The organism is Larkinella ripae, from assembly GCF_054780775.1.
On the sequence record NZ_BAAGVR010000001.1, the window covers coordinates 139,870 to 156,800 of the forward strand.

The 16,931-nt window shown below is 53.1% G+C and carries 15 protein-coding genes; 7 read left to right on the forward strand and 8 right to left on the reverse strand.

Annotated elements, in window-relative coordinates; genetic code table 11:
* The first annotated feature begins 69 nt into the window (after window positions 1-69).
* Window positions 70-720, forward strand: coding sequence for an oxidoreductase (locus tag ACYVHX_RS00635; protein WP_460669658.1), 651 nt, complete (start codon window positions 70-72; stop codon window positions 718-720).
* A 6-nt stretch (window positions 721-726) separates the two neighbouring features.
* Window positions 727-2,643: a hypothetical protein gene (locus ACYVHX_RS00640; RefSeq protein WP_460669659.1), complete on the forward strand. Its 1,917-nt coding sequence runs from the start codon at window positions 727-729 to the stop codon at window positions 2,641-2,643.
* A gap of 163 nt (window positions 2,644-2,806) precedes the next feature.
* On the opposite strand, the gene ACYVHX_RS00645 is transcribed toward ACYVHX_RS00640, so the two are convergent.
* Complete coding sequence (locus ACYVHX_RS00645) at window positions 2,807-4,045, reverse strand: DUF6786 family protein (protein ID WP_460669660.1); 1,239 nt, start codon at window positions 4,043-4,045, stop codon at window positions 2,807-2,809.
* Window positions 4,046-4,131: 86 nt separating this feature from the next.
* Between ACYVHX_RS00645 and ACYVHX_RS00650 the strand changes: the two genes are divergently transcribed.
* Window positions 4,132-4,572 (forward strand): GNAT family N-acetyltransferase, encoded by a 441-nt coding sequence (locus ACYVHX_RS00650; RefSeq protein ID WP_460669661.1) that lies wholly within the window; start codon window positions 4,132-4,134, stop codon window positions 4,570-4,572.
* Between the two features lie 4 nt (window positions 4,573-4,576).
* Here ACYVHX_RS00650 and ACYVHX_RS00655 read toward each other — a convergent pair whose 3' ends face one another.
* From ACYVHX_RS00655 to ACYVHX_RS00685, 7 genes are all read right to left on the reverse strand, one after another.
* Window positions 4,577-5,635 carry a CHC2 zinc finger domain-containing protein gene (locus tag ACYVHX_RS00655; RefSeq protein ID WP_460669662.1) on the reverse strand — a complete coding sequence of 353 codons (1,059 nt, stop codon included), beginning with the start codon at window positions 5,633-5,635 and terminating at the stop codon, window positions 4,577-4,579.
* Between the two features lie 86 nt (window positions 5,636-5,721).
* The gene (gene atpH / locus ACYVHX_RS00660) at window positions 5,722-6,258 is read right to left on the reverse strand and encodes an ATP synthase F1 subunit delta (RefSeq protein WP_460669663.1); all 537 of its coding nucleotides are present in this window, start codon (window positions 6,256-6,258) and stop codon (window positions 5,722-5,724) included.
* A gap of 58 nt (window positions 6,259-6,316) precedes the next feature.
* Complete coding sequence (gene atpF, locus ACYVHX_RS00665; protein WP_460669664.1) at window positions 6,317-6,811, reverse strand: F0F1 ATP synthase subunit B; 495 nt, start codon at window positions 6,809-6,811, stop codon at window positions 6,317-6,319.
* Between the two features lie 157 nt (window positions 6,812-6,968).
* Window positions 6,969-7,226 (reverse strand): ATP synthase F0 subunit C, encoded by a 258-nt coding sequence (gene atpE, locus ACYVHX_RS00670; protein WP_460636583.1) that lies wholly within the window; start codon window positions 7,224-7,226, stop codon window positions 6,969-6,971.
* A 143-nt stretch (window positions 7,227-7,369) separates the two neighbouring features.
* Window positions 7,370-8,440: a F0F1 ATP synthase subunit A gene (atpB, locus tag ACYVHX_RS00675; RefSeq protein ID WP_460669665.1), complete on the reverse strand. Its 1,071-nt coding sequence runs from the start codon at window positions 8,438-8,440 to the stop codon at window positions 7,370-7,372.
* 19 nt (window positions 8,441-8,459) lie between these two features.
* On the reverse strand, window positions 8,460-8,822 hold the full coding sequence (locus ACYVHX_RS00680; RefSeq protein ID WP_460669666.1) for a hypothetical protein: 363 nt from the start codon (window positions 8,820-8,822) through the stop codon (window positions 8,460-8,462).
* A gap of 1 nt (window position 8,823) precedes the next feature.
* Window positions 8,824-9,078, reverse strand: a complete 255-nt coding sequence (locus tag ACYVHX_RS00685) for an AtpZ/AtpI family protein (RefSeq protein WP_460669667.1) — start codon at window positions 9,076-9,078, stop codon at window positions 8,824-8,826.
* 221 nt (window positions 9,079-9,299) lie between these two features.
* On the opposite strand from ACYVHX_RS00685, the gene porW reads away from it, so the two are divergent.
* From porW to uvrC, 4 genes are all read left to right on the forward strand, one after another.
* Window positions 9,300-11,447, forward strand: coding sequence for a type IX secretion system periplasmic lipoprotein PorW/SprE (gene porW, locus ACYVHX_RS00690; protein ID WP_460669668.1), 2,148 nt, complete (start codon window positions 9,300-9,302; stop codon window positions 11,445-11,447).
* A gap of 76 nt (window positions 11,448-11,523) precedes the next feature.
* Window positions 11,524-13,878: a penicillin-binding protein 1A gene (locus ACYVHX_RS00695; RefSeq protein ID WP_460669669.1), complete on the forward strand. Its 2,355-nt coding sequence runs from the start codon at window positions 11,524-11,526 to the stop codon at window positions 13,876-13,878.
* Window positions 13,879-13,911: 33 nt separating this feature from the next.
* Window positions 13,912-15,039, forward strand: coding sequence for a glycerate kinase (locus ACYVHX_RS00700; protein WP_460669670.1), 1,128 nt, complete (start codon window positions 13,912-13,914; stop codon window positions 15,037-15,039).
* Between the two features lie 76 nt (window positions 15,040-15,115).
* Entirely contained in the window at window positions 15,116-16,924 is a 1,809-nt protein-coding gene (gene uvrC / locus ACYVHX_RS00705; RefSeq protein WP_460669671.1) for an excinuclease ABC subunit UvrC, read from the forward strand.
* Window positions 16,925-16,931 lie beyond the last annotated feature (7 nt).

Genomic DNA, 16,931 nt, shown 5'->3' on the forward strand with positions numbered 1-16,931 from the left:
TCGAAAAAATATGGTAAAAAAACGAATACTCGCTTATAAATTAGCAATCTTATCGGTAACTAACCCAAAATGACCAGACCCGCTTCAAAGACTGCGCTCGTCGTTGGCGCAACCGGACTCATCGGCAACGTATTGACGCACCGCCTGGTGGATTCGGCAGCCTACGAAAAAGTAAAGGTGCTGGTTCGTCATTCGTTGGGTTGGCAACACCCCCGCTTACAGGAAATTCAGTATGACTTCGACCATCCGAACGGGTTGCTGGTTCAGGCCGACGACGTTTTCTGCTGCCTCGGCACCACCATGAAACAGGCGGGTTCGCGGGAAGCCTTTCAGAAAGTGGATTACCAATACCCCCTGGACGTGGCCAAACGGGCGCTGGTCAATCAGGCCAACCAGTTTTTGCTGGTTTCGTCGATGGGCGCCAATCCCGGCTCCACTTTTTTCTATAACCGCGTCAAGGGCGAACTCGAACGCGACATTACGGCCTTAAATTACCCGACTTTTTTGATTTTTCGACCTTCCCTCCTGCTGGGCGACCGGAAAGAGTTTCGGCTCGGCGAGCGCATTGGCGAAGGACTGATGAAGTTGCTCAATCCGCTGATTCCGGCCCGATACAAAGGCGTTCGCGCCGAAAGTGTCGCCAATGCGATGTGTAAAAAAGCCCAGGACCAACTGACCGGCAAACATATTTTTGAATCGGATCAGTTGCAGAATTACTAAACCACGATGCATTCACCTTCCCTGATTCGCTACGGCCAGCACGAGCCGCTGCCGGAACCCCGTGCCCTGCGCGCCGGGCCGCTTACCATGCTGTACGAGAACGGTTTTCTGCGGTACATCCGCCTGGGCGACCACGAAGTACTGCGCTTGATGTACCACGCGGTCCGCGATTCGAACTGGGCGACGGCAACGCACGAAATTCAGGACGAAACCGTTGATCAACAGGCCGATTCGTTTCGGATTCGTTATACCTGCATCTGCCGCAGTGAAACCATACACCTCCGCTGGCAGTGCGAAATCACCGGTGATCCCGACGGCACGATTCAATTCAACATCGACGGCGAGGCCCTGGCCGAGTTTCGGCGAAACCGGGCCGGATTCTGCATTCTGCACCCCATTCCGGAATGTGCCGGACAAGCCTGTACGCTCACGCATCCCGACGGCAGCCAGTCGGTTGCAACGTTTCCCGACACCATCAATCCGCATCAGCCTTTTTTCAACATCCGGGAAATGCAGTGGCCAACGGTCAACGGGGGCGCTGCGGTTTTGTGGTTTGTGGGCGATGTTTTTGAAACTGAAGACCAGCGCAACTGGACGGATGCGTCGTACAAAACGTACTGCACGCCCTTGTCGAAGCCCTTTCCGGTCACGCTTAAACCGGGTGACAAAATTCAGCAGTCGGTTGAGTTGCGTCTGATTGGTTCCGACGCCCGCCCTCTGGACCTGGAATCAACTTCCGAAACCCGCATTTCCGGTGGTTCCGCTCCCCTGCCACTTCCCGCAATTGGTCTGAGTGCCAATCACGAACCGCTGACGGATACGGTTGTGGCGCAACTTTGGAAAGCGCATTTTCAACACCTGCGGGTCGAGGTCGATTTTCAAAAACCGGATTGGCCCGCGACGTTTCGCCAGGCGGTTGACGACGCGACCCGGCTGGATGCAAGTCTGGAACTGGTTTTGATTTTCAACCAGCTGGCCAACTATGAGCTTTATACGTTTCTGAAAGAGCCCGTCGATGCCGCCCGCGTTTCGTCGGTATTGATTGTCAGTAATTTCGCCAAAACCACACCGGTTTCGCTGCTTGAGCAGGTTGTGCCGCCGATTCGGCAGGCTTTTCCCAATGCCCAGATCGGTGCCGGAACCAACGTTTTCTTCGTGGCGGTTAACCGGGAAACACCCCCGCTCACGGCCGTCGATTTTCTGAGCTATTCGATTAGTCCCCAGGCCCACGCGGTTGATCAGCTGACGCTGGTGGAAAACGCATCCGCCCAATCGGACACGGTTCGGGATGCCCGTCGCTGGATTCCGAACGTTCACGTTTCGCCCGTCACGCTCCGACCCCGTTTTAATCCCGATGCCACGGGCGACAAGCCGGCTCCCGATCCGAATCAGCTGCCGTTTTCCACCGATCCGCGGCAAATGTCGCTGCTTGGAGCCGCCTGGACCGTTGCCAGCCTGAAAAATCTGATTCAGGCCGGGGCCCGTTCGTTGACGTATTACGAAACCGTGGGCGAACAGGGCATCGTCCAGGGTGATTTCCCCTCGGCGTATCCCAACCGGTTTTTCGCGGAAGCGGGCACGGTTTTTCCCCTCTACTGGGTGTTCCGGTTTGTCAACCAATTCAGGGAGGGGCGGGTGGTGCCAGTCACCAGCAACCGGCCCTTCGACGTGGAGGCCCTGTGCCTGCAAAAGGACGAGAAAACCGCCTTCATTCTGGCGAATCTGACCGATTACCCGCAGGTGGTCAGGATTCCGGCCGAAAAACCGGTTTTCGTGCGTGTTCTGGACGAAACGAGCTTTCAGAACGCCTGCTCTTCACCCGATTCGTTCTGGGACGAAACCCCGCAAACCGTATCCCCCGACGACACGGGCACCCTGCGGTTTGAGTTAGCTCCTTTTGCAACGGTTTTCGCGGAGTACTAAAAACCGGTTTTTAGTACTCCGGGAGAGCTTTTTTACGAGCACCCGGTTTTTATTCGTAAACTCCGCAGGGAGCGACCTCTTATTTTGCTCAGGTCGCTCCTGCGGAGTTTGTTCTTTTTTGTCTTTTTCAGAAACGGTCCCCGCTGGGCGGTTTCGCTTGCTTTCAAAACGCATTCACAACTTCCTCCAGCGAAACGCCCAGCCACTGGCGGGCAATTTTGTCAAGCTGGGTTTCATCGCCCTGAATGTGCAGCGTCGTGTGCGTATGCGTCAACCGACCGCCGGGTTGCAGGGCGGCTGCGGGTGACGAACTTTCCAGTTCGTAAAATTTCCCCATTTGCGGCTGACCCGGTTTCATCGGACCGTCGTTGTACGAGTTGGCCACATCCCCGGCATAGGGGTCTTTCTGCATTTCCCAGGCCGAATTGACGTAATCCCGGTGGGCCGGATTGAACGTAAACGTGACCAGCGTCAGCGTTTGCGAACTCGGATCGTAACTCCCCAGGCGGTTTTTGGCGCGGCTGGGCGGCACCCCGATTTTACCGCGTTCGTTGGCATCCGCCCGAAAAAAGGCCACTTTATCCTTCTGGATCAGCCGGGACGCCGACACTTTCCCAAAATAACTGTCGTTGATCGCCGGACCCGTACCAGGCTCGAACGGCACAACAATCGTGGCTTCCGGCGACGCCTTGTACATTCCCAGAATCCAGACCGACAGCAGGCCTTTTTCCTTGACCCACGGTTCTTTTCCTTTGTTAACCAGCGTATTGACCGATTCGACGCCCACCATTTTCAGGGAGTCGCTCAGCGGCATACCCGCAGCGCCCAATGCCTGGCCGATCTGCTCCGGACGCAGCAGGTGAATGTCCCGCTCGACGCCTACGGTAAAGTTGGTACCCGAATAGTTCGTCAACTGAAACTCCTTCGTAAACCGGGCCGACCGATCGTCCTTCGAAGCCAGCGTAAAGGGTTCGGAGTCGATGGGCGCGGGGGTTTGCCAGTTATCGCCGTTAAATTCAGCGCCGGGTTTGAAATAAATCGCAAACTGTCCGCCCTCCGGCCCCAGCCAGAACCGGTCTTCACCACCGAACGCGTTCATGTGCGGCACCAGCTTCCCCGATTCGATCAGTTCCCGGTTGATCCAGCCGTAACTCGTTTGACCGTCGGCCGTGCTGGTCATGATCCGGCCCTGATAGGCCGGGCAGATTAAAACCTGGGCATCGCCGTCTTTTAAGGTTACTAAATCGGGATGATGTTTCTGGAGAAAATCCGCGTCGGAAGCAAACATAGTGGTTTGGGAGGTGTCGGTTTGGGTCGTTTTATCGTCGCTCGAAGAGTTCGACTGGCAGGCAACGGCAGCCGCGAGCAGGGCCAACGAAGGCCAGAAACTTATTTTTTTCATCATCGGGTTTAGGATTCATCAGAATTTCCCGAAATTTAACCACATCTTAGCCACTTCCCGAAACCTTACCTAATCTTTCTCCGACCATGACCGTTCCCGCCCACATTCGTCCGGCTGATTTTCAGGATGTTGGTTCGATTTATCGCTTCATTTGTGAACTGGAAGAATGCCAGCTGAATGCCGTGGCTTTCCGGGCGGTTTTTCAGCGAAACCTCACCGACCGCCGGGTGCACTACCTGGTGGCCGAAGTGGCGGGCGAAATAGTCGGTTTTATTAGTTGCCACGTCCAGTATCTGCTTCACCACACCGGCAAGGTCGGCGAAATCCAGGAATTATACGTGATGCCGGAATACCGGAATCAGCAGATCGGGCGGCAACTGGTAGCCGCGCTGGAAGAACTCGCCGAAACCCACGGTTTTGTCAATCTGGAAGTAACGGCCAATCAAAAACGCACGCACACCCACCGGTTTTATCAGCAACTGACGTTTCGGCCGTCGCACTTCAAATTTGTGAAGGAATTCCAGTAAGCCGTCACCCGCGTTTTGAGAAGTAGTCGTTCACGTCTTTATAGCCTTCTTTGACCGTTTTGATCCGCGTAGAAACGCCATACTGGCCGAAAAGCTCACCGTACTCGCGGGCAGCCTTCTGTCCGGCGGCATCGTTATCGAAGTAAAAGCAGATTTCAAACCGCCGGAACAATTTCATCCAGTCTTTTTTAAACATCGTCGCACTGCCCAGGCTCACGGCGGGCATCCCCTCCTGCATCAGCGTCATGCAGTCGAAAGCCCCTTCGGTGACGTACAGGGTCTGGCCGGTTTTCACAACATCCATCACATCGGCATTGAAAAGTTCGACCGGAACACCGCTCAGAAACTGATACCGGGAAACCGTATCGGACGGGTTGCCAATCACCCTCCCCTGCAAAAACAATAGGCGGTTTTTGCGGTAATACGGAATAATGATGGCGTGGCGGTAGAAAATCAGGTTGCCCTTTTCGTTGAACAGGCCGCTTTCCTGCAAATCCAGAACGTTGTACGTATTGCGCAAATGCGCCTGAACCGTGTGGTAATCGTTGACCGTAAAAATGTGAAATTTCCGCAAGGTCGATTCCGAAAAACCGCGGCTGGTCAGGTAATCCCACGCTTCTTTTCGGACGGAACCGGGTGGCTGCTGTTCGCAAAACCGCCGGAACTCTTCGTAAATCTCACTGTGCAGGGGTTTGTATTCGTACGTTTTGGTATCGGTTGGTAAGGCAATTCTTTCGGCTGGCGTTACGGCGGTTTTCTGTATCTTTTTCAGAGGGCTTCGTTTGTACAGTTCCGGTTTGTAGCCGGGCAAATAATTGAAGGCCAGTTCGTGCATGGCGGCTGCATATTCCAGCTGAGCCACTCCGGCGTAGAAGTTGATCACATCGCCGTGTTTGCCACACCCAAAGCAGTGGTAGGAGTTATTCTGCGGATAAATAACCAGCGAGGGCGTCTTTTCGGAATGAAACGGACAGATGATTTTGCGGTTTTCCTGCAACACGTACCCTAGATCCGTCACAACGCGGAGGATGTCGATGGTGCGGGTCTGGGCGAGTAAATCCATTTGAAGCGTTTAATAACGCATGATAACAAAAAAACCTGTCCGGTCTTGAAGACCGGACAGGTTTCCTTTGGATACATTCTCTTGATTTAGTTCAGAAAGCTCAACCGCAACTCGGCCAGTTGATTCCGGATTGACGCATCGATCTGCCGATCGTCGATCCGAAGAATGTAGCCACCGATCAGTTTCGGATCAATTTTTTCTTCCAGTTCAATCTTTTTGCCGGTGGATTTGGCAACGATGTCCGTGAATTCTTTCCGAAGTTCTTCCGTCAATGGCACCGTGGTTACCACCTGCACTTTCTGGATTCCTTTCAGGCTGTTGTACTGCCGGATATACTCGTCGGCAATCACGTCCATAATGCCTTCCCGGTTTTTCTTCGTAATGATATTGAAGATCGAAAAGGACAGGGGATCGACCCGTTTTTCAAAAATGGCCCGAAGGACGGCCAATTTCTTTTCGTGCCGCAAAATCGGACTTTTCAGGGCCAGCATCAGGTCACGGTTTTGACCAACCACCTGCCGAAAAAAAGTCATATCATTATAAACCTCTTCGACCTTCTGCTTTTCCTGAGCCAGGTCGATCAGGGATTTAGCGTATCGGAATGCAACTGTTGACTCTGCCATCTTGGAGTGATTGAGTTAAGAGCGGGCTCACGTATTGATAACTCTGAACTCGTAAGTCTTAATTCAAATGGGATTCGGCGACCAGACTTTTAACCAATTCTTCCTGCGATTTCTGGTCGCTCAGTTCTTTCCGCAGCACTTTCTCGGCGATTTCCAGCGACAGATCAATCACTTCGCGTTTTACCTGCGCAATCATGGCCTGACGCTCCGATTGCAGTTCTTCGCGGGCTTTCTCGATAATCTGTTTGCCTTCCTGCGTGGCTTTATCGCGGGATTCGGCGATCACCCGGTCGGCGGTTTCTTTGGCTCCCCGCAGAATGGCATCGCGTTCGGCGCGCGCTTCGGCCAGCAACTTCTGGTTGTCGGCTTGCAGTTTAGCCATTTCGATCCGGGTTTTCTCGGCCATATCCAGAGCTTTCTGGATATCGTCTTCCCGTTCTTTCAGGCTTTCCGTAATTGGTTTCCAGGCAAATTTTGAAAGGATGAAATACAGCAGCCCGAAAACGACCACCATCCAGAACAATAACCCAACATCAGGAATCAGCAGATCCATGGAAGTATGAAATTAGGATATATAAATACGTTGAATTTCCGTGTTTTTGAGAATTAGCCCGCCGGTTGACTAGCTCATACCGACGGACTTTTTCCAATTTTGGGGAGTCATGGGCCAACGCCTAATGCAATCGGCGACTCGAATGCGGATTTCCGGATTAACCCAGTGAAATCAGCAGACAGATAACGGCGGCAAACAGGGCCACGGCCTCGATCAAGGCTGCGATAATCAACATCGCAGTTTGGATACGACCAGCAGCTTCCGGCTGACGAGCGATACCTTCCATCGCTGAACCACCAATGCGGCCGATACCCAGACCAGCACCAATAGCTGCCAAACCAGCGCCGATTGCGGCACCCATTACTGCGAAGCTACCTGTAGCTTCCAAAAGAATAGAGAGCAACATTGCTAACATGCTCGATAAACAGATTTATAGTTAAACAAAAAGAATACAAACGAAAAATGGTTATTCGGTTTATAGTTTTCGGCCCGGTTACTGCTCCGGTTTTGCCACTAAAGCGGTAGCTCACCGTAAACCGTATACCGAGTACCGAATACTCAATGCCCGTGATCAGCTTCGTGGCTTTCTTCAATGGCGCTGCCGATGTACATCGACGAGAGCAGGGTAAAAATAAACGCCTGCAGGAACGCAACCAGCAATTCGATCAGGTTCATGAACAGCGAGAACACGATAATCAGCGGGCTAACCCCCCAACCCATGCCCGAACCGCCCAGATCCTTGGCAATGAAAATCAAACCCAGCAAGCTCAGGATGATGATGTGACCCGCCGTGATGTTGGCGAATAACCGGACCATCAGCGAGAACGGCTTCATGAACACGCCCACAATTTCGACGGGAATCATGATCGGCAGCAGGGCCACCGGAACGCCCGTCGGTTTGAAAAGGTGCGCCCAGTAATGCTTGTTGCCGCTCAGGTTAACAATCAGAAAAGTGATTACGGCCAGCGTCATCGTGATGGCGATGTTGCCAGTCAGGTTGGCGCCACCCGGCAGCAGCCCCAGCAGGTTGTTGAACAGAATAAAGAAAAACAACGTCAGCAGGAAGGGCAGATACCGTTCGTATTTCGGGCCGATGTTCGGCTTGGCAATTTCGTCGCGGACAAACAGAATGATCGGTTCCAGAAACGATTGCAATCCCTTCGGAGCCTTGCCCTTGTTTTTTTCATACCCGCTCCGAACGGAGAAAAAGACCAGCACCAGCAAAACCGCACTCAGCAGCAGGGAAGCTACGTTTTTGGTGATCGAGAAATCGTTTACCTTAATTGATTTATCCGGTTTGCCATCGGCGCCCGCCCGGTAAATTTTATTGTGTTCTTTGACGTACCCGTTGTAATTGGCTTCGTGGGCAAAATGCGATGATGAGAAGACCTCCAGACCGCGATCCTGGGTGTGCAGAATGACCGGCAAAGGCAATGTCAGACCGTGCGCAAATTCCCAGCCGTGATCATCTTTAATGTGGTGCATGATCATATCACCCACATTGAATTTTTTCTCACCTTCGGCAGCCGCATGATCGTGATGGTCTTCATGCTGGGCATGAACCGCCACCAACGTGCTCAGAAACAGAATGATACTTAAGAAAGCGTTACGAATCAGGAGACGAAACATATGAAGTAAATGGTATGTATCACAAACCGCGTCGCAAGTTACGATTCAAAATGTAGATTTCAAAGACTGTATAAAATATATATAGTGCAAGAAAGTCCAGAATAAACAGTTTTACGTCGCTGAGTCCGCGCCACAAAAACACCCCGACAAAGACCAGCGAAAGAATGAGCCGGGCCACGATCGTCGCCATGTAAAACGGCACGAATTTCTCGCGATTATTCTGAAAACCAACCTCCATGAGCCGGTGAATCAGGAAGGAAATGCTCAGAAAAAAAATCAGCATAAATTTCCAGTAGGGATGCAGCCAGGCCGTAGCGCCGTAGTATTCGGCTACAAAAAATACAATTGCCAGGAAAGCGGTAAACCCTATACCGGGAAGCATATCAAGGTTGTTTGGGTAAACTGCGAATGAACAGGTACAGGGACGAGCCGATGGCGAACAACGACAGCACCAGCGTCCAGATGGGTTTCTGATTTCCCTGCCATTCGTCGAGCCTGATGCCTCCCCAAACGCCCAGTCCAATTGTGGCGAGCATCTGAAAACCAATCGACGAATACTGCACAAACGCGTTGGTCCGGCGTGTGGCTTTCCCGAGCGGTTTTTCCGGGTCGTCGGACGGATGTTTATCGGATTCCATACGGCAAGTCTGCTAAATAGGTGTCAGTAATTTCGTATTTTTGTCTGAGTGGCACGTTTTTCGATACGGTTTTTACGCACACGACGTTACTAGTAGGGTTAGTCCTGCGAAGGTAAACAGCCTTCCGCCGGTTACCAAGAATCTGATCATTTTCCATGCAAAGCGGGTTTTCTAACCGATCTTTCTTTCCAACTGCGGTTTCCACCTGGTTTCGGGCCTGCTTGCCGTGGGTTGTCCTAACGATCGGGCTCAGTGGGTGTTCGCAATACAGCCAGAAAAAATTACCGGTCGCCTATCATAACCTGAACGCCCGCTACAACGCGTACCTCATCGCCCGCGACCGCATCCGGGAAGTGGAACGGTACCGGCTCCGGACGTACCAGGAAAATTATAACCAGCCGCTGCCGATTCTGTTGCCGCTCGATTCCACCAAGCTGGAACCCGTCAAGGCGCAACTCGACGATGCCATCAAAAAAGCGTCGCTGGTGGCCGAACGCCATCAGAACAGCAAGTGGCTCGACAACAGTTACATCCTGCTGGGTACGGCCCGGCTCTACCGGCAGGATTACGGCAACGCGATGGAAGTTTTCAAATACGTCAATACGAAGGGCGAAAGCGAAGACGAAAAGCACGAAGCCCTGATCGGTCTCATGCGCACCTACGTCGAAACCGGCGATTACACCAACGGCCTGAATGTGGCGGAATACCTCCGCGCTCAACCGCTCAACAAGATCAATACGCGGGATTATTACCTGACCAAAGCCCACTTGCACCAGAGACGTCAGGAATACGCGGTTTCGGCGGCTTTGCTGGATGCCACTTTTCCATTTCTGAAAAAAGGGGAAGCCACCGCGCGGCTGCACCTGATTGCCGGACAGATGTATGACCTGGTCGGAAAACCGGATCAGGCCATCGCGCACTACCAGCAGGTGCTGCGAAACCGTCCGAATTACGAACAATCATTCTACGCGACTATCTATTCCATTCAGGGTGGGCGAACCAGTAACGAACGATTCAGCCGCATGCTGAACGACCGGAAGAACAACGACCTGCGGGATAAAATCTACTATACGATGGGGTTGCTGGAAGCCCGCAGCGAGCGCTATCCCAAAGCCATCGAATACTGGAAGAAATCCATTCAGGAAACCACCACCAACACCACCCAGATTCCGTATACGTATATGGAGATGGGAAAGCTGTATTTCGAAAAATTGCAGAATTTCCCGACCGCCAAAGCGTATTACGATAGCGCCCTGGCCCTTCTGCCCCAGCAATCGGCCGATTACAAAGCCTTGGCGGACCGGAAAGTCTTCCTGGATGAATTTGTGCTGCATCAGCAGGCCATTCAAAAAGAAGACAGCCTGCAAAAGCTGGCGCAGCTGAATCCGGCGGCTCTCGACCGTCAGCTCAACGAAGCCATCGACCGCAAATTAAAACAGGAACAGGAGTTGATGGTTCAAGCGCAGGCCCTGGCCGCTCAGGCCGCTAACCGTCCGGCCACGCAGTCGGACATTCCGGCCGACCAGCGCTGGGTGCTCTACAATCCCCTCATGATGACCCAGGCCCGGGCGGAGTTTAGCCAGAAATGGGGAAACCGCCAGCTCGAAGACAACTGGCGCCGAAGCCAGAAAGAATCGTCGGCCCAGGCCCTCGCCAATGAATCGAATGTTCAGATCGGTACGGCCATTGCAGGCAACAGTCCCGACGCGGCAGCACCCGTTACCTTATCGGCCGAAGAGCGAAAGGCGCAGAAAGACGCGCTGTATGCTACCATTCCGTTCAGCCCGGACGCCCTGAAACAATCGAACCAGCGGCTGGAAGAAGCTTATTACCGCCTGGGTAAATTGTATAAGTTTCAGTTCAATCAGCCAACTCAGGCCATCCCGACCTTCGAAACCCTGCTGACCCGCTATCCGAACACGGTCGTAAAACCGGAGGTCTATTATTTGCTGATGATTTCCAATGATCAGTTAAACCGGACTTCGGGCTGGAAAGAAAAGCTGCTGGCCGAATTTCCGACCTCGTCCTACGCCCGCCAGGTTGGAAAAACCGGCTCCACTACGGCGCACACAGCCTCGGGCGAAAGCGAAGCCCAGCGAATTTACACTGAAATCTACGGCTTGTACCAGGCCAACAACCTGACCGAAGCCCTGAGCCGGGCCGAAGCCGCCCTGGGGTCGCTGACCGGCAGCCTGATCGAAGACAAACTGGCCGTGCTGCGCGTTATGCTGATTGGCAAAGTGCGGGGCGTCGATCCGTACCGGCAGGCGCTGGTCGAATTTGTGCGCGATTATCCCACCAGTTCCCTGCTGCCAAAAGTAAAAGAAATGCAGGTGGCGGCCGAGCAACCCACGGCCAAACGAAAGTAGCGTTTTGGGTTAAAATGTGTACTTTTGGCAAACGCCGAAGCGTTAACCAGTGTAAGTTTAAATCCCTGATTTTTGTATGTTCGAGTTCCAACCGGGTTTGTATCGACGCCTGATTGCAAGACTCTGGAAGTTGACCCTGGCCGGTGTTCTCCTGCTGATTCTGTATATCGTTGCGGTTAGTTTCAACTTTTTGTGGCTGTTTGGTGGCATGCCCAGTCTGAAAGCCCTCGAAAACCCGCAAAGCTACCAGGCGTCGGAAATCTATTCGGAAGACGGCGTTTTGCTCAGTAAATATTACATCGAAAACCGGACGCCGGTTGAGATCTCCCAGGTTTCGCCCAATGTCATCTCGGCCCTGCTGGCCACCGAAGACGCCCGGTTTGTGAAGCATTCCGGCATCGACGCCCGCAGTATCTTCCGCGCCATCAGCGGGGTTCTGACCGGTCGAAGCAGTTCGGGCGGGGGCAGTACGCTCACCCAGCAGGTCGCCAAAAACCTGTTCGAAACCCGCACCGAGAAATACCGGGGCGTGTTTGGCAGCATTCCTTATCTGCGGGTTCTCATTGATAAAACCAAGGAATGGATTCTGTCCGTCCGGCTGGAGCGGAATTATACCAAGCAGGAAATCCTGATGATGTACCTGAACACGGTTTCGTTCGGGAACAACACTTTCGGAATTAAAACGGCCGCCAAAACCTATTTCAACAAAGAGCCCTGGCAGCTGAACGTAGAAGAAGCGGCTTTGCTGGTCGGGATGCTGCAAAATCCGTCGCGGTTCAATCCCCGGCTGTACGAGGACCGTTCGCTGGTTCGCCGGAATGTCGTGCTGTCGCAAATGCGGAAATACGGTTTTCTGACCGACGACCAGTTTGCGGTGTATAAGCAAAAACCGATCAAACTCGATTTCAACATCGAAAACCACAATACCGGTCGGGCGGCCTACTTTCGTTCGGTTATCAAAGACGACATTCAGAAGTGGCTGGATGACTACAACGAAGCGAATCCGGACGACGAAAAAGATCTGAATACCAGCGGGTTACGCATCATCACCACCATTGATTCCCGGCTTCAGAAAGCTGCGGAAGAATCGGTTTACGAACACATGCGCGAACAGCAGCGGAAGTTCTACGAACACTGGCGGGGCCGCAATCCGTGGACGTATAAGGACAAAGGCGGGAAGTGGCGCGAAATGCCCGGCTATATTGAGAATGTAGCCAAACGCACCCCGCGGTACATCGCCTTGAAAAAGGAATACGGCGACGATGAAAAAGCCATCTGGGCCGAAATGCGGAAACCGGTAAAAATGAAGGTTTTCGTCTACGGAGGACGCCGGAATGAGAAAGATACGGTGATGAGTCCGCTGGATTCCATTAAGTATTACAAGCGGTTTTTGAACGTCGGTTTTATGTCGATGGACCCGCGCAATGGTCACGTCAAAGCCTGGGTGGGGGGCATTAACTTCAAGTATTTCAAATTCGACCACGTAAAACAGGGCAAGCGCCAGCCGGGTTCGACCTTTAAACCGTTCCTGTATCTGGCCGCGATCGACAAAAATTTTCTGACGCCCTGCGACCGCATCACCGACCAGCCCGTCCGTTTTGAGCCGTATGAAGATCACAACGGGCCCAGCGCCTGGGTACCGCACAACTCCAACGGAAAATGGAGCTACCAGCAACTGTCGCTGCGGCAGGCGCTGGGCCGTTCGATCAACTCGGTGAGTGCCCAATTGATCAAGCAGGCCAAATCGGCTTCCGTCGTTGAGTATGCGCACAAGCTCGGTATCGAAAGCAAACTGGCCGAAAATCCCACCTTGTGTCTGGGCACCAGCGATGTATCGGTGTTCGAGATGGTGGCGGCCTATTGCACCTTTGCCAATGCCGGATACCGGGTAAAACCGCTGACGGTTTTGCGCATTGAAGACAAAAACGGCAATGTGCTGACCAGCTTTTTTGCCGAAAACAAACTGGTGATCAACGCCAATACGGCGTACCAGATGTTGTATCTGATGCGTGGGGCGGTGGAAGATCCCGACGGAACCTCGCAGCGGCTCCGGACGCAGTATAAACTCCTGGAAGGCGGGAACGAAATTGCAGCCAAAACCGGAACCACCTCCAGCTACTCCGACGGCTGGTTTATGGGCATGACGCAGAACCTGGTTTCGGGACTGTGGGTGGGTGGTGACGACCGCAGCATTCACTTCCGCGATATGGCACTGGGGCAGGGTGCGCGCGTGGCCATGCCCGCCTGGGGTATGTACATGCAGAAGGTGTATGCCGATCCCACGCTGAAACGCCCCTACCCCAAGGTCCCGTTCCGAAAACCGGATGGCTTTAATTTATCGCTGGATTGTGGCGGTTACGCCATCGACTCCAGCCAGCGTTACATCCCGCCCAAGGTGGTGGAATCGGAAGAAGAAGAGATTCTGAATTGATGACTCGACGCAAGGTGCTCTTTACGCTCTTTCATGAAAATCCTGCTGGCTCCCGATAAATTCAAAGGTTCGCTGACCGCCCGTGAGGTGTGCGACGCCATGACGGAGGGCATTCGGCTGGCGTATCCCGAAGCTGACATCGTGGCCCTTCCGATGGCCGACGGTGGTGAGGGAACGGCGGAAGTGCTGACGCTGGCAACGGGCGGTAGGTGGGTGAGCATCCCGGTTCTTGATCCACTCGGGCGTACGGTTCAGGCTTCTTACGGTTTTTCGGCCGACCATCAGACGGCTTTCATCGAAATGTCGCAGGCATCGGGGCTTCGCCTGTTGCATTCCGACGAATACAATCCCCTAAAAGCCCATACATTCGGCACCGGCCAATTGATTCGCGATGCAATTGACCGGGGAATGACCCACCTTGTGCTGGGAATTGGCGGCAGTGCAACCAACGACGGCGGAACCGGGATGGCAGCCGCGCTGGGCTGGCGGTTTTTAAACGATCAAGGTGAAGTGATGCAACCATCCGGCGGAAACCTGGGCCAGATTCGCCGGATTATTCCCCCCGCCGACGCCTTGAACCTGGTGGTCGAGGTGGCTTGTGACGTTACCAATCCGCTGTACGGCCCCAACGGAGCCGCGGCTATTTACGGCCCGCAGAAAGGCGCTTCTGCCGCCGATGTTGAAAAACTGGATCAGGGATTGCGCCACCTGGCTGGCCTGATTCACGATCAGTTCGGAATTGATCTGGCGGAGGTGCCGGGTGCCGGAGCCGCCGGAGGAATGGGCGCCGGCGCATTGTTCTTCCTGAACGCGACCTTAAAAGAAGGCGTCAAGGTTGTGATGGAGCAAACCCGGTTTTTGGACCAGCTCAACGGAACGGACCTCGTGCTGACCGGTGAGGGCAAACTGGATCACCAGACTTTGCAAGGCAAACTTATCTTCGGCATTGCGCAGCAAGCCCGCGCAGCCGCCATACCGACCGTGGCCCTCTGCGGAACCCTGGAAGCAAAACCGGCGGATTTGATCGCATTGGGACTGACAGCCGCCTTCTCCGTACTGGATAAACCCCAATCGCTCCAAACCGCCCTGGCGTCGGCCTACGAAGCCGTTAGCCAGACAACTTTTCAGGTAATCCGCTTGTTTAGTAAAAGCACGGATTGAGCAGGTTAAAAAGACCAGAATTGATTTTTCCGTGTCATTCTCTTAACTCCGTTCAATCGCGTTCCCATCCAGAATTATGGCCGAGTTTGACTATAAAAAAGAATTAGCGAAAGTGCCGCACGAACCGGGGGTTTACCGGTATTTCGATGCCTCGGGCGAGGTGATTTACGTAGGAAAAGCCAAGGATTTAAAAAACCGGGTCAGCAGCTATTTTGTCAAATCGAACCAGCACGACCGCAAAACGCAGCGGCTGGTCAGTCAGATTCGTAAGATTGAATTTACGATTGTACACACCGAATTCGATGCCCTGCTGCTGGAAAACCAGTTGATCAAGCGGTTTCAGCCGCGTTACAACATCCTGCTTCGGGACGACAAAACGTATCCGTTTATCTGCGTGACCAACGAGCATTTTCCGCGTGTGCAGACAACCCGGCGGATTGATCGCAAAATGGGCACGTTTTACGGACCGTACGCTCAATTAAGGCCGATGTACGCCCTGCTGGAGATGTTTAGCCAGATTTTTACGCTGCGTACCTGCAACCTCAATCTGTCGCCGGAGAACATTGAAGCCAAAAAATTCAAAGTTTGCCTGGAATACCACATCGGAAACTGCAAAGGTCCCTGCGAAGGGCTGGTTGGTGAAGACGAGTATTTGAAGGATATCGATCAGGTTCATTCCATTCTGAAGGGCAACATTAGCCCGGCTCAGCACTATTTCAAGGAACGGATGGTTGAATCGGCGAATCAACTGGCGTTTGAGCAGGCGCAGCACTACAAGGAAAAACTGGGGGTATTGCATAATTTTCAAAGCAAATCGACCGTGGTCAATCCGAAAATTCTGGACGCGGATGTATTCACGATTGCGTCGGATGAATCGGCGGCTTACATCAACTTCATGAAGGTGGTGAACGGCACAATTACCCAGACGAATACGGTGGAAATCAAAAAGAAACTGGACGAAACCGACAGTGATTTACTGACGATGCTGATTGTCGAATTTCGGACGATGTACGGCAGCGAAGCGAAAGAGATCATTACCAACATCCCGCTGGAAGCCGATCTGAAAGCCGATATTACAGTTCCGCAAATTGGCGATAAAAAGAAGCTGCTCGATATGTCGCTGAAAAATGTGCTGTATTTCCGGCGCGAACGAGCCGAGCGCGCGGCCATTGAAGCAACTGGCAGCGCCAACCGGAAAGACCGGGTGTTGATTCGGCTGAAACAGGATTTGCAGTTAAAAACCCTGCCCAACCGCATCGAATGTTTCGATAACTCCAACATCCAGGGCACCAATCCGGTTTCGGCTATGGTTTGCTTCATCGACGGAAAACCGTCGCCCAAAAACTACCGCCATTTTTCCATTAAAACCGTCATTGGCCCCAATGATTTTGCCTCCATGCACGAAGTGGTTACCCGGCGCTACACCCGCGTGCTGGACGAACAAACCGGGTTGCCGGACCTGATCGTGATTGACGGCGGAAAAGGCCAGTTGAGTGCCGCCTGTGAAGCATTAAAAGAGCTGAATTTATACGGCCAGGTGCCCATCATCGGCATTGCCAAACGGCTGGAGGAAATCTACTTCCCGGAAGACAGTTTGCCGTTGTACATCGACAAGAAGTCCGAATCGCTGAAACTGATCCAGCGCATCCGCGATGAAGCGCACCGGTTCGCGATTACGTACCACCGCGACAAACGCAGCCGGAACAGCCTCATCAGTGAGTTGGAAAACATCGAGGGAATTGGTAAAAAAACAGCCGCCAAACTGCTGAAATACTTTAAAGGCGTGAAGAAAATCCGGGAAGCGCCAATTGAGGATGTTGCCTCGGTCGTTGGAAACGACAAAGCGCTGAAGATCAGAGAGTATTTTGCAACGATCAATCAGTGACACGAAA